This is a genomic window from Chryseobacterium sp. DT-167 (assembly GCF_058310155.1).
Genome location: NZ_JBZEEQ010000003.1, coordinates 207,512 through 231,548, shown reverse-complemented (window position 1 = coordinate 231,548; position 24,037 = coordinate 207,512). Strand labels below are relative to the sequence as shown.

General features: G+C 35.1%; 23 protein-coding genes and 1 other RNA gene. 2 read left to right on the top strand and 22 right to left on the bottom strand.

What is annotated here, in order from left to right:
• Positions 1 to 8 precede the first annotated feature (8 nt).
• The 6 genes from AC4FQ5_RS05820 to AC4FQ5_RS05795 form a co-directional block, all read right to left on the bottom strand.
• Positions 9 to 1,262: a pyridoxal phosphate-dependent aminotransferase gene (locus tag AC4FQ5_RS05820; protein ID WP_491141545.1), complete on the bottom strand. Its 1,254-nt coding sequence runs from the start codon at positions 1,260 to 1,262 to the stop codon at positions 9 to 11.
• 91 nt (positions 1,263 to 1,353) lie between these two features.
• The gene (locus AC4FQ5_RS05815; protein ID WP_491141847.1) at positions 1,354 to 3,069 is read right to left on the bottom strand and encodes a phospho-sugar mutase; all 1,716 of its coding nucleotides are present in this window, start codon (positions 3,067 to 3,069) and stop codon (positions 1,354 to 1,356) included.
• Between the two features lie 26 nt (positions 3,070 to 3,095).
• The gene (locus AC4FQ5_RS05810) at positions 3,096 to 3,377 is read right to left on the bottom strand and encodes a hypothetical protein (RefSeq protein WP_491141544.1); all 282 of its coding nucleotides are present in this window, start codon (positions 3,375 to 3,377) and stop codon (positions 3,096 to 3,098) included.
• Positions 3,378 to 3,471: 94 nt separating this feature from the next.
• Positions 3,472 to 4,173 carry a GIN domain-containing protein gene (locus tag AC4FQ5_RS05805; protein WP_491141543.1) on the bottom strand — a complete coding sequence of 234 codons (702 nt, stop codon included), beginning with the start codon at positions 4,171 to 4,173 and terminating at the stop codon, positions 3,472 to 3,474.
• Position 4,174: 1 nt separating this feature from the next.
• Complete coding sequence (locus tag AC4FQ5_RS05800) at positions 4,175 to 5,125, bottom strand: glycosyltransferase family 2 protein (RefSeq protein WP_491141542.1); 951 nt, start codon at positions 5,123 to 5,125, stop codon at positions 4,175 to 4,177.
• Between the two features lie 17 nt (positions 5,126 to 5,142).
• A complete protein-coding gene (locus tag AC4FQ5_RS05795; protein ID WP_491141541.1) occupies positions 5,143 to 5,736 on the bottom strand; it encodes a DUF4199 domain-containing protein in 594 nt (197 codons plus the stop codon).
• A 131-nt stretch (positions 5,737 to 5,867) separates the two neighbouring features.
• Here AC4FQ5_RS05795 and ffs point away from each other — a divergent pair.
• An RNA gene (gene ffs, locus AC4FQ5_RS05790) (signal recognition particle sRNA small type) lies at positions 5,868 to 5,965 on the top strand.
• A 66-nt stretch (positions 5,966 to 6,031) separates the two neighbouring features.
• Here ffs and AC4FQ5_RS05785 read toward each other — a convergent pair.
• The 7 genes from AC4FQ5_RS05785 to gyrA form a co-directional block, all read right to left on the bottom strand.
• Positions 6,032 to 6,718 (bottom strand): metal-dependent hydrolase, encoded by a 687-nt coding sequence (locus AC4FQ5_RS05785; RefSeq protein ID WP_491141540.1) that lies wholly within the window; start codon positions 6,716 to 6,718, stop codon positions 6,032 to 6,034.
• Positions 6,719 to 6,816: 98 nt separating this feature from the next.
• Entirely contained in the window at positions 6,817 to 7,746 is a 930-nt protein-coding gene (gene menA / locus AC4FQ5_RS05780; protein WP_491141539.1) for a 1,4-dihydroxy-2-naphthoate octaprenyltransferase, read from the bottom strand.
• A gap of 10 nt (positions 7,747 to 7,756) precedes the next feature.
• Positions 7,757 to 9,250, bottom strand: a complete 1,494-nt coding sequence (locus AC4FQ5_RS05775; RefSeq protein WP_491141538.1) for a PH domain-containing protein — start codon at positions 9,248 to 9,250, stop codon at positions 7,757 to 7,759.
• The gene (locus AC4FQ5_RS05770) at positions 9,234 to 9,779 is read right to left on the bottom strand and encodes a PH domain-containing protein (protein ID WP_491141537.1); all 546 of its coding nucleotides are present in this window, start codon (positions 9,777 to 9,779) and stop codon (positions 9,234 to 9,236) included. Before AC4FQ5_RS05770 ends, AC4FQ5_RS05775 begins: the two co-directional genes overlap by 17 nt.
• Before the next feature lie 129 nt (positions 9,780 to 9,908).
• Positions 9,909 to 10,745 (bottom strand): 1,4-dihydroxy-2-naphthoyl-CoA synthase, encoded by an 837-nt coding sequence (locus AC4FQ5_RS05765; RefSeq protein ID WP_491141536.1) that lies wholly within the window; start codon positions 10,743 to 10,745, stop codon positions 9,909 to 9,911.
• A 161-nt stretch (positions 10,746 to 10,906) separates the two neighbouring features.
• Complete coding sequence (locus AC4FQ5_RS05760; protein ID WP_491141535.1) at positions 10,907 to 11,962, bottom strand: tetratricopeptide repeat protein; 1,056 nt, start codon at positions 11,960 to 11,962, stop codon at positions 10,907 to 10,909.
• Positions 11,963 to 11,985: 23 nt separating this feature from the next.
• Positions 11,986 to 14,580 (bottom strand): DNA gyrase subunit A, encoded by a 2,595-nt coding sequence (gene gyrA, locus AC4FQ5_RS05755; protein ID WP_491141534.1) that lies wholly within the window; start codon positions 14,578 to 14,580, stop codon positions 11,986 to 11,988.
• A 148-nt stretch (positions 14,581 to 14,728) separates the two neighbouring features.
• Here gyrA and AC4FQ5_RS05750 point away from each other — a divergent pair, with 148 nt between their 5' ends.
• On the top strand, positions 14,729 to 15,043 hold the full coding sequence (locus tag AC4FQ5_RS05750) for a DUF4286 family protein (RefSeq protein ID WP_491141533.1): 315 nt from the start codon (positions 14,729 to 14,731) through the stop codon (positions 15,041 to 15,043).
• A 45-nt stretch (positions 15,044 to 15,088) separates the two neighbouring features.
• On the opposite strand, the gene AC4FQ5_RS05745 is transcribed toward AC4FQ5_RS05750, so the two are convergent.
• The 9 genes from AC4FQ5_RS05745 to AC4FQ5_RS05705 form a co-directional block, all read right to left on the bottom strand.
• Positions 15,089 to 15,283, bottom strand: a complete 195-nt coding sequence (locus AC4FQ5_RS05745; RefSeq protein ID WP_491141532.1) for a quinol oxidase subunit 4 — start codon at positions 15,281 to 15,283, stop codon at positions 15,089 to 15,091.
• A 111-nt stretch (positions 15,284 to 15,394) separates the two neighbouring features.
• Complete coding sequence (locus AC4FQ5_RS05740) at positions 15,395 to 15,547, bottom strand: hypothetical protein (RefSeq protein WP_491141531.1); 153 nt, start codon at positions 15,545 to 15,547, stop codon at positions 15,395 to 15,397.
• A gap of 84 nt (positions 15,548 to 15,631) precedes the next feature.
• The gene (locus tag AC4FQ5_RS05735) at positions 15,632 to 16,126 is read right to left on the bottom strand and encodes a GNAT family N-acetyltransferase (RefSeq protein WP_491141530.1); all 495 of its coding nucleotides are present in this window, start codon (positions 16,124 to 16,126) and stop codon (positions 15,632 to 15,634) included.
• 1 nt (position 16,127) lies between these two features.
• The gene (locus tag AC4FQ5_RS05730; RefSeq protein ID WP_491141529.1) at positions 16,128 to 16,640 is read right to left on the bottom strand and encodes a DUF421 domain-containing protein; all 513 of its coding nucleotides are present in this window, start codon (positions 16,638 to 16,640) and stop codon (positions 16,128 to 16,130) included.
• A 96-nt stretch (positions 16,641 to 16,736) separates the two neighbouring features.
• Positions 16,737 to 17,141, bottom strand: a complete 405-nt coding sequence (locus tag AC4FQ5_RS05725; RefSeq protein WP_491141528.1) for a hypothetical protein — start codon at positions 17,139 to 17,141, stop codon at positions 16,737 to 16,739.
• Between the two features lie 323 nt (positions 17,142 to 17,464).
• Positions 17,465 to 20,293 (bottom strand): excinuclease ABC subunit UvrA, encoded by a 2,829-nt coding sequence (gene uvrA / locus AC4FQ5_RS05720; RefSeq protein WP_491141527.1) that lies wholly within the window; start codon positions 20,291 to 20,293, stop codon positions 17,465 to 17,467.
• Positions 20,294 to 20,459: 166 nt separating this feature from the next.
• A complete protein-coding gene (locus AC4FQ5_RS05715; RefSeq protein ID WP_491141526.1) occupies positions 20,460 to 21,383 on the bottom strand; it encodes a DUF3829 domain-containing protein in 924 nt (307 codons plus the stop codon).
• A 27-nt stretch (positions 21,384 to 21,410) separates the two neighbouring features.
• Positions 21,411 to 23,288 carry a type VI secretion system baseplate subunit TssF gene (locus AC4FQ5_RS05710; RefSeq protein ID WP_491141525.1) on the bottom strand — a complete coding sequence of 626 codons (1,878 nt, stop codon included), beginning with the start codon at positions 23,286 to 23,288 and terminating at the stop codon, positions 21,411 to 21,413.
• Positions 23,289 to 23,308: 20 nt separating this feature from the next.
• The gene (locus AC4FQ5_RS05705; RefSeq protein ID WP_491141524.1) at positions 23,309 to 23,749 is read right to left on the bottom strand and encodes a GPW/gp25 family protein; all 441 of its coding nucleotides are present in this window, start codon (positions 23,747 to 23,749) and stop codon (positions 23,309 to 23,311) included.
• Positions 23,750 to 24,037: the final 288 nt, after the last annotated feature.

Sequence of the window (24,037 nt, the reverse complement as noted above, 5' to 3'; positions counted from 1 at the left end):
AATTTAATTTATTTCAAATTATTTAAAGCATTTTCCAATTTTGGCATCATTACTTCAATTTCAGTGATATCTAAACCACCCACTGAAGCCCTGAACCAAGGCTCAGATTTTGCCTCTCCGAAAGCTGAAAAAGGCACTAAAGCTACTCCTGCTTCATTGATTAAATAAAATACCAGGTCTGAAGAATTTTCAATCACAGTTCCGTCTGGTTTTATTTTTCCGATATAGTCTAATTTAATTGTCAGATACAATGCTCCCATCGGTTCAATGCTTTCTACAGCAAGACCTTTTCCTTTCAGATCCTGAATTCCATTGTGAAGAACTTTTAAACTAGCTTCAAGCTTTCCTTTAAATTCATTAACGAAAGTATCCACATTGTCAGAGTTTTGATAATATTTCGCAGTAGCTTCCTGTTCCGGTTTTGGTGCCCAAGCTCCAACGTGAGTAAGAAGTGCTTTCATTTTATCAATGATATTTGCAGGACCAAATCCCCACCCAACACGCACTCCGGTTGCAGCAAGACATTTTGAAATACCGTCAATATAAATTGTGAATTCTCTCATTTCAGGGAAAAGTGAAACGGGATCAACATGTTTTGCTCCAAAAGTAAGATTTGAATAAATCTGATCATACATTATATACAATGGCTTTTCATCTGCTCCTCTCCTTTTGTTTTCTTCTAAAACAAGCTGACAGATTTCTGAAAGCTGCTCTTCAGTAAACATTGTTCCTGTAGGATTCAACGGAGAACAAAGCGCTAACAAAACAGCTCCGCTTAGATGTGGCTTAAGTTCTGCTGCTGTCGGCAAAAAGTTATTTTCAGGAGTTGTTTTTACTTCAATTGCATCTGCCGATGTAAGATATGCGTAATGGTTGTTGTTCCAAGATGGTGTAGGGTAAATTACTTTATCACCTTCATCAACAACTACTTTGTACACGGCGTAAATCAATGGTCTAGAACCTGCTGTGATCAAGATATCATTCGCATCATAATCAAGATTCCATCTTCTTTTAAGATCGTTAGAAACTTCTTTTCTTAAAGATAAAAGTCCGTTTGCAGGCGGATAATTTGTTAAATTATTCTGATACGCTTTCTGAATTTCTTCTTTCAACTCTGCCGGAATCGGATACAGGTTAGAATTCAGGTCGCCAATGGTAAGGTTGGCTATTTCTGCTCCTTTTGCCTTTAAATCATTTACTTCATTACCAATTTTTACAATTTCAGAACCGATCAGGTTCGCCGCTAATTTTGAAACTTTCACTTTTTTTATTATTAGAATTAGAATTTTAGAAACCAGAAATTAGATTCAAAACGTCATAAAAAACGCAGTGAATCTAATCTCTACATTCTTATTAATTTAACTGAAGATCTTTTCTTACTTCCTCTATCTTTGCTTCCAAAGCTTTTAATGTGGTTTTAAAATCTTCTTTTGAGTTTAAATTTTGTTTTACAGAAATATAAAATTTGATTTTAGGCTCTGTTCCTGAAGGTCTTACACAAACTTTTGTTCCGTCTTGTGTGTAATAAATTAGCACATTTGATTTTGGAATGTCATCCATCACATGTTTTTTATTTTCAGAAACCACAAAATTAGTTTGCTCTTTAAAATCTTTTACTTCTTCCACTGGTGAACCAGCCAATGATTTCGGAGGATTTTCACGGAAATTCTTCATCATATTCTGAATTTCTTCCGCTCCGTCTCTACCTTTTCTTACTAAGTTTACCAAACCTTCATAATACATTCCGGTTTCCTGATAAATTTCGATAAGATATTCATACATGGTTTTTCCGTTGGCTTTGCACCAAGCTGCAATCTCGCAGGCTAAAACAATACTCCCGCAAGAATCTTTATCACGAACAAAATCTCCCGTCATAAATCCGAAACTCTCTTCACCACCGCAAATAAATTTTTCCTGACCTTCAAAATCACGGATCATTTTTCCGATCCATTTAAAACCTGTCAGTCCCACTTTGCAGTCAACTCCAAATTTTTCTGCAATATCAAAGAAAATATCTGAAGTCACGATGGTAGAACCGATAAATTCTTTTCCGGTAATTTTATTTTGTTTTTTTAATTGGTCTAAAATATAATACGTCAAAATGGTATTACACTGATTTCCATTCAGCAATTGAATTTCACCTTCCAGATTTCTCACAGCAATTCCCAATCTGTCGCCATCCGGATCTGTTCCGATTACGATGTCTGCATTGGTGATTTTAGCTAAATCCATTGCCATTTCCAAAGCTGCAGGTTCTTCCGGATTCGGAGAATCTACTGTTGGGAAATTTCCGCTTGGAATCATTTGTTCTCTAACCAAATCAACTTTTTTGAAACCGGCTTTTTCCAAAGCCTTGGGAACGGTTGTATAAGTCGTTCCGTGAATTGATGTGAAAACAATATTCAAATTTCCTTTCCCAACATCCTGATATGTAGAATTTTCGATACAGGCGTCGATGTAAACATCATCCTGCTCCTCTCCGATCCATTCGATCAGATCATCGTTTCCGTCAAATTTAATTTCTTCAAATTTCACAGAATATACTTCATTGATAATTGCTTCATCATGTGGCGGAACAATTTGCGCACCGTCGTTCCAATATACTTTGTAACCGTTATATTCTGGCGGATTGTGAGAAGCGGTCAACACAATTCCTCCGTTACATTTTTTGTCACGAACGGTGAAAGACAATTCAGGAGTTGGTCTGTGATCTTTAAAAAGAAGAACCTTAATTCCGTTTGCCGTTAAAACATCCGCAACCAGTTTTCCAAATTCTTTTGAGTTGTGACGAACGTCATACGCAATCGCAACCTTGATTTCCTCACCTGGAAATTGCTGCAACATATAATTCGCAAGTCCCTGTGTTGCTTGACCTAACGTGTATTTATTTAAACGATTGGTTCCAACACCCATAATTCCACGCATTCCTCCTGTACCGAATTCTAATTCTCTGTAAAAAGAATCTTCCAAGTCTGGAGAATTGCTGTCGATTAATGTTTGAACTGCATCTTTTGTTTCCTGGTCAAATGTATCTGAAAGCCATAATTTGGCTTTATCGATGGTTGATATTTCTGACATTATTTATAGTTTATTTATTATTGTCCAACAGGTTTATTACCAATATAAGCAGGTATTACAACTGCAGCTCCCACTATTCCCACGATCAGAGGAATTGTCTTTCCTGTACTCGGCTTTAAAATTTTATTAATATTACTTTTCTCAATCTGAACTTCTGAATTTTCTTGTTTTCCGATAATCGCATTTTCGGTCTGGTTTAAAAATTCAAACTGTCTTATTTTATTTCCGTCTTTTGTTTCAATAATATATTTTGAATTACTTCTCAAAACAGAATAATCAAAATTATTTTTGGAACTCACTTTTGTTGATACACAAGATGTTGAGCACATTGCGATCAGGATTAAAAATAGTAAAAGAGTTCTCATCTACTTATATAAATATATTTTAGAAATTCTACTGAAGTTTTTTATTCTCAACTCTCGTCGTTTTCTCAACTTTAAAAGCTCTGATCGGATCATTATAATACAAAAATTTAGCTGTATTCTGAATGTTTCCTTTCAACGAATCTTTTACGTTAACTTCTGCATAATTTCCGTTTTTGGAGTCTATGTTTAGATTCACAATTTTCCAATACGGAGCAATCAAACTTGCTGTATCAGAGATTTTTATCACTGCATCTTTAGTTTCACCCAAAAAATTAGCACGGCTTCGATTCATCATTTCAACTTCTGCTCTTCTCGTGTTGACCGAGCCCATAAAAGTAGCATTATTTTTTAAATTGAGTCTAAAATTATCGGTTTTAATTTCGCTGGAGATATTCATCTCGACAAAATCTGAAAGAGAAACTTTTTCCAGATTATATTTGGAGTAAATAGTTACATTGTAAAAATCTACTCCTTTTGTACCTCTGTTTTCTTTGATCGAAAGTGTTTTGTCATCTACGTCAACATCCAGATTATCAGCAATATTGGGATAAGTTTCTATCTCAACAAAATTTTTCGGACCTCTTGCATAGAATACACGGAATTTTCCTTCTAAATCTAAATTGACAAATTCTTCGACATCAATATCCTTTTTCTCAAGATTTCCTTTTGGTGAAATTTTCCCGCAAGAAACCAAAGCGAAAAATGAAAGTATATAAAAAATCTTTTTCATCTTATATCACTTCGTCAATATTATAATTTTTGTGCTCTCTGTTTGTTCTGATGATCATTTCACCCAAAAATCCTGCAATAAATAACAAAGTTCCCATCAACATCATCGTTAATGCGATAAAAAACCAAGGATTATTGGTGATTAAATGTCCATAAATTCCTCTCGCAACATCAATTAATTTTGAAACTCCCAGCCAAAGCGCTGAAAGAAATCCGATGATAAACATTAAAGTTCCTACTGCACCAAAAAAATGCATGGGTCTTCCACCAAAACGGCTTACAAACCAAAGTGTTACCAAATCTAAAAATCCACGAACGAATCTTTCAGTTCCGAATTTTGAGGTTCCGTAAGGTCTTGCCTGATGAGGAACTTCTTTTTCGGTAATTCTTCTGAAACCCGCATTAGCAGCCAAAACCGGAATGTAACGGTGCATATCCCCGTAAACATCGATTGATTTTACGACCTGTTTTTTATATGCTTTCAGACCACAATTAAAATCATGTAAATACACTCCGGAAACTTTTCTTGCTGCAGCATTGAATAGCTTTGAAGGTACATTTTTGGTCATTACATTATCAAAACGTTTCTTTTTCCAGCCGGAAACAATGTCATAATTATCTTCAACCACCATTCTGTACAGCTCAGGAATCTCTTCTGGAAAATCCTGCAAATCGGCATCCATTGTAATTATGACATCACCGTTTGTTCTTTCAAAAGCTGCATGTAAAGCCTGTGATTTTCCATAATTTTTGGAAAATTTTATTCCGTGGATCTGTGGATGCTGCACTTTTAAATTTTCAATAATGCTCCACGATAAATCTGTACTTCCGTCGTCGATGAACCAAACTTCGTACGACAAGTTGCTGGTTTTACAGACATTATCAATTCTTGTAAAAAGCTCTTCGAGAGATTCTTCCTCATTAAGCAACGGAATAACTATAGATAAATTCATTTAATTTCAATAAAAAATTACTCTTCAATGATTTGTTCAGGCATTGTTTTCTTTCTGAAAAACGCCCCAAAAAATACTGACAAAACTACGTAAAATATAAGAATTGCGGCAAAATATCCTGAAAAATGACTGGCTGTCAACATATCTTTTCCTTTAACTGTTTTAGGATCAAATCTCTGAAGACCTTCCTTGTATTTTTGCTCAAGCTCATCAATATCTTTTTGATGTTTAAGAATCTTTTTAGCAGAATAATATTCTTTATCCAATTCTGATTTTTGTCTCTGAACGTATTGATAATTGAGCAATTTTTTTGCATCGGTATCTACATAGTTCAGGAATGCAAAAATACTCACAATTGATAAAATTCCGCCGATAAACATTGGAGTAAACGCTCTTTTAAAGGCTTCTCTGAAGCCCATTTTATGATCATTCCAACGGGATTTTACAGACCAAAATGCTGCTAAAGCATAAAAAATAGGCAGAATAAATGCGTTAACTTTTAAAGAAGTCTCGAAATACGTGATTCCAGAGAAAAAATAGTATACTACAAAGAAAATCAGCATTGTAGCTCCAAATAATAAAATTCCTAATGTGGTTGGACTTTTCGTCATAATTAAATTTTTTCGAAAAAATATTAAAAATATTGCCCTAAATTTCAGCAGTTTAGCTCTGACAAAGCATTTTTAAATAGTTTTTTCCGTAATAATATTTCCAAATTTATAATTAATTCCTATCTTTGCAACGGCAAGTCCTAAACAACCAGCTCCTGAGAATCCTCCAGGGTGGGAACGCAGCAAAGGTAATTGGTCGTAGCGGTGTGATTTAGGTAGCTTGCCATTTTTTATTTTTATAAGTTAAGAGATTAAGATGATTTTATTTAAATTACTTAATCTCTTAATTTTTTTGTTATATATCGAAACTTTCGCCCAATTTTGGAAGAATCAGTTCCACATTCTTTTCGCTGAAATTTTTCATTGCATTTTCATGATTAATTTCAATCGCAGGAAATGTATCAAAATGACATCCGATCACTTTCGGAGTTTTCAATAATTCTGAAGCTGCAAAAGCTGCTTTTCTTGAACACATCGTGTAATGACCACCAATTGGAAGAATTGATAAATCTAAATTTCCGAATAACTGTGGAAACAACTGCATATCTGCCATTACTCCCGTATCTCCTGCCAAATAAACATTCTTACCTTCAGGAAGTCTGAAAATATACCCTACAGGAACCCCACCATAGCTACCATCAGGAAACGAACTTGTATGATGAGCCGGAACCATAGAGATTTTAAGATCGTCGATTTTTGCAGACCCTCCCAAGTTTACATCATCTTTATTTTTAGCATCCTTGAAGTAAGCACAAATCTCAGGCTGACCGATAATTGTAGCTTCCGGATAATGTTGCAAAACCTCTCCTACGTCAGCAATGTGATCTCCGTGAGCGTGAGTCAAAAGAATATAATCGATTTTCTGAGCCGAAATATCAAATCCTGATTCTGCTTTTTTGTAATTGTAAAAAGGATCGCAAAGAATTGTTTTGTCTTTGTAAGTGAATAGGAAACAGTTTTGTCCTAAATATTGTATTTTCATTTTATTTATTTTGAATTATTTTAAACACTAATAGCACTAATATTTTTCACGAATTACACCAATTTTTAATCTTAGAATCGGCAAAAAATTAAATAATATTATTTAAAAAAATTAAGTCCGAAAGCCGTCATTACAGCCATCATAAAGGTAAGAATTCCAACCTGTTTCAAAAACGGATCAAGCTGTCGTGGTTCTTTCACTTCCATTATTTTTCTTCTCAGTCTTGCAAATGGAATTAGTAAAATCATTACTATAAAAACATAGTAATTCTGCGACTGTAAAAATCCGTTTACTGCTAAAAATATTAGTATTAAAATCAATGGAAACTGCAATAAAACCATTTCGTAGATCATGGCATTTTTAAAACCTATCCTTAAAGCAAAACTGTTTTTTCCTGATAATTTATCACTTTCTATGTCTCTCATATTATTGAGATTAAGAACCGCCATACTCATCATTCCGACCGCTGTTCCCGGCAAAAGCATATCCCAGCTGAATGTTTTTGTAAACAGAAAATAACTTCCGCAAACAGAAACCAAACCAAAAAACACAAATACAAAAAGATCTCCCAATCCCATGTACCCGTAAGGTTTTTTACCTACTGTATACCCTATTGCCGCTAAAATACTTGCTACTCCCAATCCTATGAAGATGTAAAATTCATTCATATATTCAGGAATAAAAGAGATGTATAACAAAGCAATAGTTGCCACAAAAGATAATATGGAAAACAAAATTACAGCATTTCTCATTTGTTTTGCCGTAATTTTCCCGGAAGCTACAGCTCTTGTCTCTGCCTCAGATGCTCTTTTTGCATCGGTTCCTTTTATTCCATCGCCATAATCATTGGCATAATTTGACAAAATCTGATACAATAAAGTAACCAAAAGTGCCAAAGCAAAAATTTTCCAGTTCCAGGTTCCGCCTTCACCCCAAAGTCTCCACTTTGCGATGAATGAACCCATAATAATTCCGCTTAAAGAAAGCGGTAACGTTCTCAGCCTTGCAGCTTTTATCCAGTCTGACATTAAATTTTATTTAATTATTCTTAGAATTTTCAATTTTATAAATACAGTAATTCAGCAGTTTTCTGATTTTCAGAAAATCTAAGGCTACCATTTTAAAACGTCCTGCAGACGTATAAAAAGTGATACTTCCTAAGTTTGTTTTTCTTTGCCAAAAATACTGAGAAATTTTCACAGTCTGAAGTTTTTCCACCTCAAAAGTTCGTGTATCAATATCCCAAATTCCTGATTTTAACCTGATAAATCTTTCACTGTAAAATAATTTAAAATTTCTGAAAGAAATTAAGATAATCAGCTCTGCCAAAACAATATAAATGACTGTTAAATACCAGTAATTTACTATAAGTGTTTTTTCAAAAATAAAAATCAAGAGTAATGGAACCGCAATCCATTGAAAAGTGTTGATAATAATTAATCTGAAATTGGGATTCAGATGATCTTCAAAAACGGGATTTTCTCTCCAAATCGATGCAATCAGTTTTGATTTTTCATTGTGACTGATTCCGGGAACGGCTGCCACATTTTTTTGATCCTCTTCCTCACTTCTCCCGATCTGAAGAAATTTTAAATAAGAAATCTTCATTTTCTTCTGAAGCCAGTTTTGAGTTTCGGTAACGACCTGTACTTTTGACTTATTTACAATTGAATTCCGGGTATTGAATAAGCCGTATTCAAATGAAAAGCTGCGATTGTTTTCGGTGATTTTAAAGTTGAAAAATTTGATAATTGTACGGACTGTATTTATTAATATCCCTAGAATGATGGCTGCTAAAATAATTCCTAGAATTACAGGAACAGAGAAGGTCATAAACTGCGATTCTACGGTATTATAATCTAATTGTGTCTCAAACTCTGTTTTTCTCAATAAATTCGCAAGTTCGGAAAAGCCATAAATAATTAAACTCACCAATGCTAAAAAGCTTCGGACATAATTTGCAGTAATTCCGTATTTTAAAATACTGAGAGCAGATATTTTGATAGAATGAACTTCGTTGATATCTTTATACGACAGCGTTTCTTGAAATTCTACCGTGTTTTTTTCAGTTAGAAGATATTTTTTAAGATCAACTGCATTTTTTTTCGTCAATGCCGAAATCTTTACTTCTTTTTTTGAACTTCCCGGTGTATCGATTTCTAATTTGTAGATATTGAAAAAGCGATGAATAAAGGGTTGTGAAATATTGACTTCCTGAATATTTTGCCTTTTAATTTTAGTGACCGATGTATTTATAATTCCTTCGTGAATGACAAACTCTTCGTTTTCTTCATCAATATAATATTTAAAATGATAGTATTGCAAAACTGCAGATACAATTAAGATCAAAAGCGCAACAATGATCGCAGGAAAAATCATCCACGAAGCAATATTATCTTTTCTGACAAAAAAAAGAATGACAAACACCCATAAGTTTTTGACTACCATGCCGATATTATACAGAAAAAGCAGTATAATGCCTGTTTTTGACTGTCTTTGTGGCTGAAAAAAAGAGTTAAGCTTCTCTTCCATCTTCTGTTTTTTCGGTCGAAATTCTTCCTCTGATAAGATGGTTAATTCCTTCTGCAGTGTCTTCAGGCAGACCATTTATTGTAATATCTCCACCACTTACACCGGCTGTAAAAACAGAGATTGATTTTAGATTCAATATTTTAGAAAACCATCCCTGTTCTACTTTGATATGCTGAATTCTGTTGAACGGAATAATAATTATGCTTCGTTTCAACCAGCCGTATTGATAAATAATATCTTTTTCACGAACCGCATATTTCCTGAATTTAAAACCAATGAGAACATTCAGATAAATAAAAATAACTATCAGAAAAATTCCGATAATGATTGTCAAAACCTGAAATAAGCTCAGATTAAAATAAAAAAAGTAAAAAGAAACCGCAACCGCCCCGATTATAAAAATTGTGAACAGACCGAGATTCAACAAAATAATCTGAAGATACTTTGGTGAGACCGATATGAGTTTCAAATCGCTGAAATCCGGAATTTCCAGATCAAAAATCTGACGGTTTTGAAAGTTTTGTTCCATGTGATTATAAATCTCTCACAGATTTTGCAAGTAAAGCAGACTTATTGTTATAATCTTTAGAATTTGCTGAATCTGTAAGAGCTTAAGTTGTTGACTATATTGTAGGATAAATTTAGTCATGTTATAGTTTTATGAAATCCACTGATCTTTTCCGAAATCAGGCTTTCTTTTTTCAAGAAACGCATTTCTGCCTTCTTTTGCTTCTTCCGTCATGTAAGCCAGACGAGTTGCTTCACCTGCAAAAATCTGCTGACCTACCATTCCGTCGTCTGTAAGATTCATTGCAAATTTCAGCATTCTGATCGAGGTAGGAGATTTGGCTAAAATTTCCTGTGCCCATTCGTACGCAGTATCTTCCAGTTCGTCATGAGGAATCACGGCATTGACCATTCCCATTTCCAAAGCTTCCTGAGCTGAATAATTTCTTCCTAAAAAGAAAATTTCACGGGCTTTTTTCTGCCCGACCATTTTCGCCAGGTAAGCAGAACCATAACCACCGTCGAAGCTTGTCACATCGGCATCAGTTTGTTTGAAAATAGCGTGCTCTTTGCTTGCTAACGTCAAATCGCAAACTACGTGAAGAGAGTGACCACCACCAACTGCCCAACCCGGAACCACAGCAATCACAGCTTTTGGCATAAAACGGATCAAACGCTGAACTTCCAAAATATTTAATCGGTGTCTTCCGTCATCACCTACATAACCTTGCTGACCCCTTGCATTCTGATCACCTCCGCTGCAAAAAGCCCAGCCTCCGTCTTTGGTACTTGGTCCTTCACCCGAAAGCAAAACTACACCTATCGATGAATCTTCGTAAGCATCATAAAAAGCATCATATAATTCTGAGGTTGTTTTTGGTCTGAAAGCATTACGAACTTCAGGTCTGTTGAAGGCAATTCTTGCAACACCATTGCATTTTTTATAGGTAATATCTTCGTATTCTCTGACGGTTTTCCACTCGATCATTTTGTAAAAATTTTTCCCAAAGATACGGAATTACAAAGAAATTTTAAGTTGATTTCCGATGATAATCGTGTATAAACTTGTTGAATTCTGAATCTTTTTAAATAAAGAAAAAAACCGAAACAAATCTGTTTCGGTTGATATTAAAATTCAATTGCTTGAAATTATTTTGGTTGTTTTGCCTGAAGTTCAGCTTCTTTAGCTTTCATTTCAGTGGCTTTTGCCTGATTTTTTGTTATGCCATAGATCTCTCTCAAAGTTGATACAGCATCAATACTTTCAGGATTTGTCTGATACCATTTCTCTGCGTAAGGCAAAGCTTTATTAAATCTATCTCTTCTTTCTTCAATTAACTTTGTAGCTTCATCCGGATTAGATTTTCTTAAAGCGTTGATGCTTTCAACCGCTTTAGCATCATCACCAATGAGTGTATATACTAAATTCTGATTAGCATTGTTAGATAATTTTGGATCATTAGAGGCAAGCTGAATCGCTTTTTGGAATGAAGCAATCGCATCATTTGTAGTAGCAGGATTTTTTGACTGTAAAACTCCTAAATTGTACCAATTGGTTCCGTCATTAGGATTCTTGGCCAACTGCTCTTTCAGATTTGTCATAAATTTATCAGTATTCCCTGTAGCATACAAAGCTGAACCCTGATATTCTTTCAATTTTGCATTGTTAGGGTATTTTGCCAAACCTTTCTCAATAATTGCCAAAGCTTCGTCATTCTTTTTAGCATTCAAAAGTAATGTTGACAAAGTTTCGTACAAATCCGGCTCAACACTTTTGGTCTGCTCTGTTTTAAAATCTGTATAATCTTTTGAAGATGATTTTTTCAGCAGATCCCAGGTATTTTTATCAAGTGGAGTTACTTCGCCAGTTTTTACAGCTTTTGCTGTATACTGTGTTTGTACCCCTGTATAACCCGAATTAATTAAATCAGTATAAATTTTTATGGATTCATCGATATTATTTGCAAGAGCATAGCTTAATCCTGCATAATACATATAGATTTTATCGTCCTGACCATTTGCTTTCATCAAATTATAAACCTCTAAAAACTTTGGTGCAGCTACGGTATAATTTTTTGCCTGATAAGCATCCATTGCTGCTTTATTAGAAGCCTGTAATTGCGCATTTACATCTTTTGCATCCTGCTTCTGTCCGAAAACAAACGCCGATGAAACGATAGCTATACCTAAAATTAGCTTTTTCATAATAACAATTTTTTTTATATTAATTATTCTTGAGAATCTGAATTTTCAGTTTCGTCAGCTGAATCTTCATTTTCAGTATTGTTTTCTATTTCCGGAGCATCACTTTCGTCTGTAGGAATTGCTGTTGCTTCTGTACCTTCTAAAAGTTCTTCTTCTTCCACAACGTCTTTATCCATTTCAACTTTTGCGATGGCTGCAATTTCGTCATTCTTTTTCAGATTGATCATTTTCACACCCTGAGTATTTCTACCCATTACACGCATCTCGTTCATATTCATTCTGATGGCAACTCCGGATTTATTGATAATCATTAACCCATCATCATCGGTAACATTTTGAATAGCAATAAGATTACCTGTTTTTTCAGTGATATTTAAAGTAATAACACCTTTACCGCCTCTGTTGGTAATTCTGTAGTCTTCAACAGCAGTTCTCTTACCATATCCTTTCTCAGATACCACAAGAACTGTATCATTTTCCAAGTCGTTCACAACAATCATACCAATAACCTCATCATTATCTTCCATGCTGATCCCGCGGACTCCGATAGAACCTCTACCTACTTCTCTCACTTTTGCTTCAGGGAAACGGATACATTTACCGTTCTTTGTCGCAATCATGATCTCAGAAGTTCCGTTTGTAAGATATGCACCAAGCAACATGTCATTATCTCTGATTTCAATTGCATTGACACCATTCACTCTAGGTCTGGAATATGCTTCAAGAGACGTTTTCTTAATTGTACCGTTTTTGGTTACCATTACAACGCTCATCTGATTGACGTATTCAGCATCCTTTAAATTATTGGTTCTGATGTATGCTTTGATCTTATCATCCGGTTCGATATTGATTAAGTTTTGTACTGCTCTTCCTTTCGCTGTTTTAGAACCTTCAGGAATTTCAAATACTCTTAGCCAGTAACATTTACCTTTTTCGGTAAAGAACAACATATACTGGTGATTGGTTGCAGACACAATATATTCTAAGAAATCTGAATCTCTAGTTGTTGCTGCTTTATTTCCTACCCCACCTCTGCTCTGAATTTTGTATTCTGAAAGCAACGTTCTCTTCACATATCCTGCGTGAGAAATCGTAAGAACTACCGCTTCATTCGGGATAATATCTTCAATAGACATTTCACCTCCTGAATAATCTATTTCCGTTCTTCTTTCATCACCGTATTTTTCTTTAATTTCAATTAATTCATCTTTAATGATCTGGAATCTTCTTGGTTCGTTTGCCAAAATATCCTCCAAATTATTAATTTCTTTCATAATTGCTTCATACTCATCACGGATCTTGTCAAGCTCCATTCCTGTCAAACGAGCCAAACGAAGATCTAAAATTGCCTGAGCCTGAAGTTCAGAAAGATCAAATTCCTGAATAATTCCTTCTTTTGCCGCCTGCGGAGTTGCACTATGACGAATAATAGAAATCGCTTTATCCAGAGAATCCTGAGTTCCGATCACCTTCATGAAACCTTCAAGAATGTGTGCTCTTTCTCTCGCTTTTTTAAGCTCATATTCCGTTCTTCTTACGATGATAACGTGTCTGTGCTCAACAAAATGATGGATAATGTCTTTTAAATTCAACTGCTCAGGTCTTCCGTGTACCAATGCGATATTGTTGACACTGAAAGAGGTCTGAAGTGAAGTATATTTATATAATAGGTTTAAAACAACATTGGGAATCGCATCGTTTTTCAATTCATAAACAATACGCATCCCGTTTCTGTCGGATTCATCTCTGATTTCGAAGATACCGGGAATTTTTTCATCTTTTACCAATTCAGCTGTTCTGGCTATCATTTCAGCCTTATTCACCTGATAAGGTATCTCAGTTACAATAATAGCATTTCTGTTATGAACTTCCTCAAAACTTACTTTTGCTCTTAGAACTACCCTTCCTCTTCCTGTATGGAAAGCATCTCTTACCCCGTCATACCCATAGATGATTCCACCTGTTGGAAAATCGGGAGCAACAATGTGCTGCATCAATTCATCAATTGTAATTTCTCTGTTGTCGATATATGCGGTGATCGCATCTACAGCTTCAGATAAATTATGCGGAGCCATATTGGTTGCCATCCCTACTGCGATACCTGAAGTACCGTTTACCAAAAGATTTGGAATTTTTGTAGGCATCACGCTTGGTTCCGTCAGACTGTCATCAAAGTTATTCTGAAAATCTACCGTTTCTTTATCAAGATCTGATAATATATCGTCTGAAATTTTCTTTAATCTTGCTTCGGTGTAACGCATTGCTGCAGGCGGGTCACCATCCATTGAACCAAAGTTACCCTGCCCGTCAACCTGTGGATAACGTAGACTCCACGGCTGAGCCATTCTCACCATTGCATCGTATACAGAAGAATCTCCGTGTGGGTGATATTTACCTAAAACATCTCCTACGATTCTTGCAGATTTTAAGTATTTTCTGTTTGAAAAAACCCCTAATCCATACATACCATAAAGTACTCTTCTATGAACAGGTTTCAAGCCATCTCTTACATCCGGTAAAGCTCTGGAAACAATAACGGACATTGAATAATCAATATAAGATGACTTCATTTCATCAACGATGTTGATAGGAATCAATCTTTCTCCTTCTTTTTGCATATATAACTTTTATTGTAATGATAATCAGATGTTTAAAAAACAACCTGAAAACTATTTATTTTGAATATTTAATAACGGGCTAATTTACGAAAATTTTACCGATTTTTGCTGAACTATTTATTCAAATAATCTTAAAAATTCTTAAAATATGAGCGTATTAAGCATTACTTTCCATTGTACAAAAAGCAATATCGGAGAATGGGAAAATTACGTTGATGACACATTGATTCTGATGACTGAAAATCTGATGGACGTAGAAAAATATATCTTGTCTGAAGTACACAGTGACTATATTGAGGACGGTAAAAATTACAACCTGCTCCTCATGTTTGATGATGATGAAAAAAGAGGAGAATTTATGGAAAGCGAATTAAAAAATATAAGTGAAATTATAGAAAAAAAATTTGGGCATGAAGTAATGATCTTCAATACATTTTTAAATCCGAAAAAGACCAGATTATAGAATTTTCAATTAACGAAAAAAGCTCCGAATCGGAGCTTTTTTATGCTAATGTCTTCCATGGTGATGATGTCCTCTTTTCTTAACTTGTCCGGGAGCGTAATGCTTCGCACTTCCCCCATAGATTTTCTTTGCGTGTCCCGGCGGAACCCTTCTTACATGATGATGATCGTGTACTACGCACGATATCAGCATCGTACTTACCAAAACTATCGCAGAAGCTGCCCTCAATAATCCTTTCATAAATTTTATTTTAAACTTTTCAATCTTTTGATCAACAATCATAATGCCAAAAAATTTAAATAAATGATAATAAACAGGGTAATTTTATTTTAAATAATCAAATAATAATGATTATTTATTTCTGTTGCTTGGATGACGTTCTTTTAGCTCCTGCACCTTCTTGTCATGTCCGGGTGGCATTGGTCTTCGTCCGGGATGCGGGATACATGATGAAAAAAATCCCGCAATCAGAAATAGTACGATTGTGCTTTTGACGACTTTCATATCTTTGAAATTTTAATTGACGGTTAGTATTGATACAATCAAAATGCCAAAAGATTATCACTACAGTTAAAAACGTATTTAGTTCTACAATATATTCGGGCTTCTTCTTTCCAGCATCACAAGATCTTTCCATTCACCATGAAGCTGCCCGACCTTTTCGCGAATTCCCACGCTTCTGAAACCGTTTTTCAAATGAAATTTAATCGAGGCTTCATTCTCCGGAAAAATGTTGGATTGCAGAGTCCAGAATCCGTGGTTTTCACTGTCATTGATAAGCTTTTTTAATAAAAGAGTACCCAAACCTTTCCCTACAAAGTTTTGATCAAAATAAATGCTTACTTCTGCCACACCTTTGAAACATTCTCTTTTGCTTACAGGCTTCAAAGCGCACCAGCCAGCTACAACCCCGGTTTCGTTTTCCAAAACCCAGCGACAGTCGTTAATAAAGCTGGTATTCCAAACCTCAACGTTGGGAAGTTCGGTATCAAAAGTCGCAATTCCGCTGTCTATTCCCTGTTGAAAAATTTCCATCACGCGAGTCTCGTCTTTAGGAAGCATTTCTCTAATTTCGTAGTTCATTTTAATGATATTTTCTTTTATTTTTTCTTTTGATTCTCGAATAATGGGTCTGCTTGTCTTTCTCGTCCTCCGAAATCACACTTATGTTTCCGTCAACTTCCAGAATTGCAAGCTTTACATTCTCAATGGTTTCAATTCCGTGTTCTCGGATGGCTTCGTTGATTTCGTCAAAGGTAATTTTTACTTTTCGTAACGCTACATGGTCTACAGTTCCGTCTTTCACTAAAATTACAGGATCCGCCTCCATAAAACTTGCAAACGAACGGCTGGAAAACATCAGTCTCTTTAAAGTAAAATTGGCGGCAAATAATACCAACGCAGCAACAATTCCACCTTCCAGCGAAGTATTCTCACCGACCATTGCATTCTGTACGGCATTTGAAATTAACAACAGCAAAACAACATCGCCTGCATTAAGCTGTGAAAGCTGATTTTTCCCAAATAACCTGATTGCGATTACCATGAAAAGATAAACGCAAAGAGAACGGACGATAACATCAAGAATGGGATTCACAGTAGGTAAAATTTAAAGCCAAATGTATGCAATTACAGGAAATAAAAAAACTGCTTTTTCAAGCAGTTCAAGGGAAATTGTATATATTATTTCTGATTATCTGTTGTTGATATCAACTCTTACCGGCATTACGAAAGATGATGCGATCATATTTTCATTCAGTTTGTTAGGATCAATTTTATATTGAAGATGACTCAATACATTTTCGATTTCTTTGCTCACATTTTTGCAGTCTCCTTTTGAACGTACATTTACGATCTTCCCATTTTCAGCAATATCAAATTTCACTTCAGAATTAACGATTCCCTGCTTGTAATCAGAACCTGTAAAATCAAAATTTTGAATTAACAAATTTCTGATTTCATTGAAGGCGTCATTTTTACTTAACTGAACTTCCTGAATCGTATTGCTCGAAGTCGTTTGAGCTTTTACATTTCCTGCGATTGCTGTTAATCCTAATGCGAAAAGAGAAGCAACAAATATTTGGATTTTATTTTTCATATGTCTTTGATTTTAAATTAGATATTAAACTTGTTTTGATTTCTAATTCAAAGATATAAAAAATATTCATACTAATTTCACATTGAGTTAACATTGAGTTAACATTGAAATATAAATTACTGTTATTCAATTAATTAAATTTTAAAAATAATTGAATTATTAACATTGGGAGTTAAATTTTGGCCACAAAAAAAGGCTAAACATTATAAGTTTAGCCTTAGTTATATTGTGTTTGTTATTTCGCAAGAATCTCAACAGTGAATTTAAAGTAATAGTTTAGATTCCTGCGGAATGACAAAGATGATGTAGATTTTTTAAATTTATTACATCTCCTTCTTCAAATACTTCCCTGTCAAACTCTTCTTCGATTTAATAATCTCTTCCGGAGTTCCTTTGGCAATAATCTCACCGCCATATTTTCCGCCTTCAGGACCGACGTCAATAATATGATCTGCCAGTTTGATGACATCCATATTATGTTCGATGATGATGAATGAATTTCCTAATTCTACTAACTTATTGATAGCATCCATCAGAATTTTCACATCTTCAAAATGAAGTCCGGTTGTGGGTTCATCAAGAATATATAAAGTATTTCCGGTCTGTCTTTTTGCGAGTTCTGTTGCCAGTTTGATACGTTGCGCTTCACCACCGGAAAGTGTGGTCGACTGCTGTCCCATTGTAATGTAACCCAAACCAACATCCTGTAAAGTTTTCACTCTTGCAAAAATCTTTGGAATTGGCTGGAAGAAATCTACTGCTTCATCAATCGTCATATCCAAAACATCAGAAATCGATTTTCCTTTGTAACGTACTTCCAGCGTTTCTCTGTTGAAACGTTTTCCGTTGCAGGTTTCGCAATGCACGTAAACATCAGGTAAAAAGTTCATTTCAATCACTTTCAAACCGCCTCCCTGACAAGTTTCGCATCTTCCTCCTTTTACGTTGAAAGAAAATCTTCCCGGTTTGTAACCACGGATTTTACTTTCAGGCAATTCAGAAAATAAATTCCTGATATCGGTAAACATTCCTGTGTACGTTGCAGGATTTGAACGGGGCGTTCTACCAATCGGAGTCTGGTCTACATCTACAATTTTATCAATGTTATCAAGACCTTCCACTTTTTTGTAAGGTAAAGGTTCCTGAACGGCTCTGTAAAAATGTTTGTTCAGGATTGGATATAAAGTTCCGTTGATCAGAGAAGATTTTCCGCTTCCTGAAATTCCTGTTACCACTACCAATTTTCCTAGCGGAATATCAAGCGTTACATTTTTAAGATTGTTTCCTGTAGCACCTTTTAAGACAATACTTTTCCCATTTCCTTCTCTTCTGACTTCCGGAATGGCAATTTTTCTTTTCCCATTAATGTAATCTGCGGTAATTGTATCTGCTTTTAATAAATCTTTCGGTTTTCCCTGCCAAAGAATCTCTCCACCGAATTTTCCGGCTCTCGGACCAATATCCAGAACCTCATCGGCTTCCATGATCATATCTTTGTCATGCTCTACCACCAATACAGAGTTTCCGATGTCACGAAGATTTTTTAAAGATTTGATCAGTCTTTCATTATCTCTCTGGTGCAAACCGATACTCGGTTCATCCAAAATATATAAAACATTAACCAACTGAGAGCCAATCTGGGTTGCCAGACGAATTCTCTGAGATTCCCCTCCCGAAAGGGTTTTTGAACTTCTGCTCAGACTTAAATACTCTAAACCAACATCCAGTAAAAACTGAAGTCTGGTTTCTATTTCCTTTAAAATTTCGTGAGCAATAATTCCTTTTTTTTCTGAAAACTTATCTTTCACATCTGCTAACCATTCTTTCAGGTCAGATAAACTCAAAGCATTGATTTCAGCGATATTTTTTCCGTCGATTTTAAAACTTAAACTTCCCGGCTGAAGACGTGTTCCTTTACATTCAGGACAGGTTTCTTCGGTCGTGAAATGTCTTTCAAGCAAAATACCTTCGTAAGATTCTTTTTCATCAATGATTTCTTCCATAAAAGGAATCAAACCATCAAAGCTGATTTTTATTTTTTTGGTAATTCCTGCGTATTTCAGGTCTTTATTAAATTCTTTGTGGCAACCGTGATACATATAATCCAGTGCTTCCTGCGGAATATCCTTAAACGGAGTCGTCAATCCCAACCCAAAGATTTCAAGTATATTTTTGATCTGAGCTACAATCCATTTATTCGATTTTATATCTTCCAAAGGCAATAAACCTCCCTGGTTAATGGATAATTTAGGATTTTCAACAAAATAATCGGTGTTGATTTTTTTGATTGTTCCTAAACCTTTACAGCTTGGGCAGCTTCCTTTCGGAGAGTTAAAAGAAAAGGTATTGGGTTCCGGTAAAGCTAATGAATGACCTGTTTCGGCATCCATCAAATTTTTTGAAAAATATTCGATTTCTGTACTTCCCAGTTTTTGAATTCCGATTACGCCTTCCCCCATTTCCATTGCGGTTCTCAGTGATTTTTCCATTCTGGCTTCTGAAGCAGATTCACCAATGATCCAACGGTCGATGACAATATCGATGTCGTGGGTTTTGTAACGGTCTAGCTTTAAATCATATTCAATATCCTGCAATTCGCCATCAATTCTTGCCTGTCCGTATCCTTTTTTAGCCATCTGAATAAATAATTCATGATAATGACCTTTTCTTGAACGAACAACCGGAGCCATCAACATCAGCTTTTCGCCTTTATAGTTTTCTTTGATGGTATCAAGAATCTGATCTTCGGTGTAGCTAACCAATTTTTTTCCTGAAGACAACGAGTAAGCATCTGAAACTCTTGCAAACAAAAGACGAAGGTAATCGTAAAGCTCAGTCACCGTTCCAACCGTAGAACGTGGATTTTTGTTGGTCGTTTTTTGCTCAATGGCAATTACGGGAGAAAGCCCTTCTATTTTATCAACATCGGGACGTTCCAAACCTCCTAAAAACTGACGTGCATAAGCAGAGAAAGTTTCGATGTAACGACGCTGACCTTCGGCAAAAATCGTATCAAAAGCCAATGACGATTTTCCGCTTCCGGAAAGTCCGGTAATTACTACCAGTTCGTTTCGTGGAATTTTGACATCAATATTTTTAAGATTGTGTTCTCTGGCTCCGTAAACTTCTATATATTCTTTTGATTCACTCATAATTTGGGGTGATCTTACATGAAAATCACGATTTGCAAAATTACGGAATTTTGTTAAATTTTTGTATTAAATTAAATCATAATAATTAAGACAATTCCTTAGAATTTTAAAATGAAAAACCGGTTCAGATGACCGGCTAATATTAATTATTGTTTTTTAGTGAACACTATTTTACAAAATTATTGTAAGAATTAAGAACAGACTCATAAGCAGCATCCATTTCCCTGATGTTTGAATCTCCGATTCTTCCGGAAGATTTTGAATCTCTTATCAATTTCCGGAACTGATCTAGAAATTCTGAAGCATCTTTATTAACGCTTTCAAACTGAGTTTTTTTGTGTGCATACTGCGGATCTTTTACATCAAAAGTCTTGCCGGCATTATTTTCTACAGCCTTTGCAAACTCGTCGTATTTTTTCTGAGCTTCGGCTTCATTGAAGTTTCCTTCATACTGTTTATCCAAAACATCCATTACAGAATCCATAGAATTCATCAGGCTTTTGGACGAGACAATAAATTCTTTCATCGGGTGATCTTTCAGTATCACTTCTTCTGCCGCATCTGTTGCAGGTTTTATTTTTGCCAGGATATTTTCTCCTGCAGTGAAAAATGCCTGCGCCTCGTTATCAATTTCTTTTTTTAAGATTTCTGCTTTTGCACCTTTGTCATCTTTATAATCTTCAGAGGTCATATAAGATTTCAGTGCTTCATACTTCTTTTCAATATTTTCTTTTTTGATTTTGTATGTATTAAAGTCTGTCTCAATGATTTTCCTTTCATTTTCAAATCCTGAAGGAACTTCTTTTATTTTACTTAAAGAATAATCCATCGAACTGATTACGATCGGCATGATCATCACATCACCGCCTTTTGCTTTGGTAAGAGCAGATTCCGCATATTTTAAAATACCCTCAATGTGTCTTGACGAGCTTTTATAAGAATCTAAAAAATCATTATTGAAATCAATAATCGCCTGAGAATTATTTTCACCTGCTTTTATTACAGCATCGCCAATTTTGTCCAGTTCTTTTTTACAGCTTGTCACCGTACTCATTGTTATTGCTAAAGCAAATACAATTATTTTTTTCATATATAAATTTTTTTAGTGTATTATATTTTAAAAAAGATCGGTGTCTTCATTTGTGACCATCACCCTATATTCAATTCCGTCAATTGCTTTGGAAATGATTTGATTTCGCAGAATATTTGCCATATTTTCCCAGTACACCCTTCCATAGAAAGAATAATTCTGCGGAATGACCTCAACTTCAACAGTTCGTACAAAGCCTTCTTTCGGCTTGATGCTGATCATTGTTCCTCTTTTTACACGAACATCTTTTAACTCATCTTTTAAAACCATTCTTACGTAATTTTTCACATCTTCGAGAGAAATTATTTTATCTCTTGTCGTCAAAGCATATTTGTAAGCCTGAATACTGTCTGAGCCTTTTTGCTCTTCTGCACCACCGATGGTTTCTGTTAACAGCACCAGTGACTGAGATTTTACCTGATTGGAAAGCTCTGTTCCCGGTCGCATATGATTGGCAAATGTGCAATGAGTAATCCAGAAGGAAGCATAAGTATGATCGGTTTTTTCCACCGGTTCCATGATGACATAATTGAGTTCCTGCCTGATATTTCTTTTAGCATTATTAACTTTCTGCACCATCGATTTCATTTTGTCAGACATTTCGCTGAGCATTCCTTTTACATTATCACGGTTTAATAATGAGAAAGCAGCAATTTCATCTCTTGTCAATTCGAGTACATTAGAAATCATATCAACCGCATTTCTATTGTTGAAACGTTCCATTCCGCCTTTTCTTACGGTGTATAAACCTTTTTTTAAATCATCTGAAGGTGTGAAGGGAATTTCTGTGTACTTTCTCCCTTCTCCGTCCTGCACTTCATCTACATACAGAAAATGCTCTCCTTCTTCCGTGATCAGAGGAATATTGTTTCCCATGATGTCAAGACTGTACTCCGTTTTTTTCCAGCCACGGTTGTAAATTGGAAACGCATTGAGAACAAACGTAAAATTATCTAAAATCTCCGCCGAAAACTGGGGTGGAAATTCAAAAGTCAACCACAGAAAAGACTTTCCGCTGATGTATTTCTGGATTTCTTCTCTGTCATTCAGAAAATCCAAATCCTGGGGAAGTTTTCCCGATTCTAAGAACAGATCTCTCGAAAGTCCCATCACCTCAATGAATTTATGATGATAAATACTTTTGATGTCTTCAATTATTTTTGTCTGAATTGACTGTTCGTGAAAAAGCTGTTCGTACCCTTCAGACTGCTCTTTTTTAAGATACGTCAAACCTTCCTTCACAAATAATGGATTTCCGTTGCTTGAAACTGTAATGTAAGGAAGCAGTTTATACACATAATCCAAATGCTCGAATGCAGGATTTGAACAGAAAATCCCTAATGTTCTGGGAAATTTCTCGTTTGAATATTTTGAAACATCAATTCCTATTGTAATTTTTCTATAATCAGAAGGTTTTCCCTGAAATCTTGAAATCGGAATTTTGTTTAAACGCTCGTCAATACTGTAGCAGGTATTTCCTACAAACATAACGGCGGTCTGCGCTTTATTGGTTCTTATACTTCCGATCGGTGTAAAAGGAATATTGAGCTGTTTGTCTGATTCGGATTTTACCGTGGAGCTCATCTGTTTTCTGAAAAAAAACTCTGTATGCTCCAGCAAAATTTCTGATGATTCGAAAGGTAAAGTATAGGCGACGGCATGAGCCGGAATCGGATGGGTATAAATTGACGGTGTTAAAAGCTTCGCAAGCTTTTCTAAAATTCTCGCATTAACAGTCTGAATTTCATTATTGGCCTTAAAAACTTCCGTACTGAAAGCATCAATTAAAAGCTTAACAAAAGGATCCAGCGACTGCGGACTTTTCAATCCCCAGACTTTTGTCGCATTCTGCAACATTCTGGCTTTTACAGATTCTTTTGAATAGATATTCTGATCTAAATTCATGTTTGTGATAAGGTAGGTGATTAATCAATAGACATAGGACTCAGAAAAAGCTCAGTGGAAAAACTGAATCGTTCTCCTGAGTCTTCCATTTTGGCATTGATGGCTATTTTTACTTTTTTCTTGATTTCCGTATGCTCTTTTGTGTCGTAGTTGTGTTCCACAATTTCTACATGAGCATCAATCTGTGGCTGAACAATTCTGGGTTCAAACTCCTGAATCTGACGTTTAAGGCTTTTAATAAAAACGCTTTCCCATACGGCTGATGTAACGCCGTTGTCAAATTCCAGATTCCAAACGTCGTTTCCGTAATTTTCGTCATATCTGTTTTCGCCTTTTTTGGTAGTGATCAGAAGCATGATATTGTGGGCAATACTTTCACCCATATCGCAGGTTTCTATACTCCCACCTTCAGACATCAGTATTGATGGCACAAAAGGCATTCTGTAATTTGGTGTGTCCATAGATTTTATTCTCTATTTTATTTTTTTGGTGTCATTATTTAAAATGAAATACCAAATTAATCATTTTCGGGAAATAATTTATGATAATCTTTTGAAACTTTAATTGTTTGTCTAAGTTAAATGAATGTCCGTAATTAGTAATAACTTAGCTTTTAACGGTTTGTTTGTCATTGACTATCAATGACAAAACGACTGATGATTTTAGTGTTATGATTAATAAAACGTACATTCATACTAAGTTAGTAGCTAAAATTATTTTAAATGCAGAGCTCAAAAAGATTTTTGATT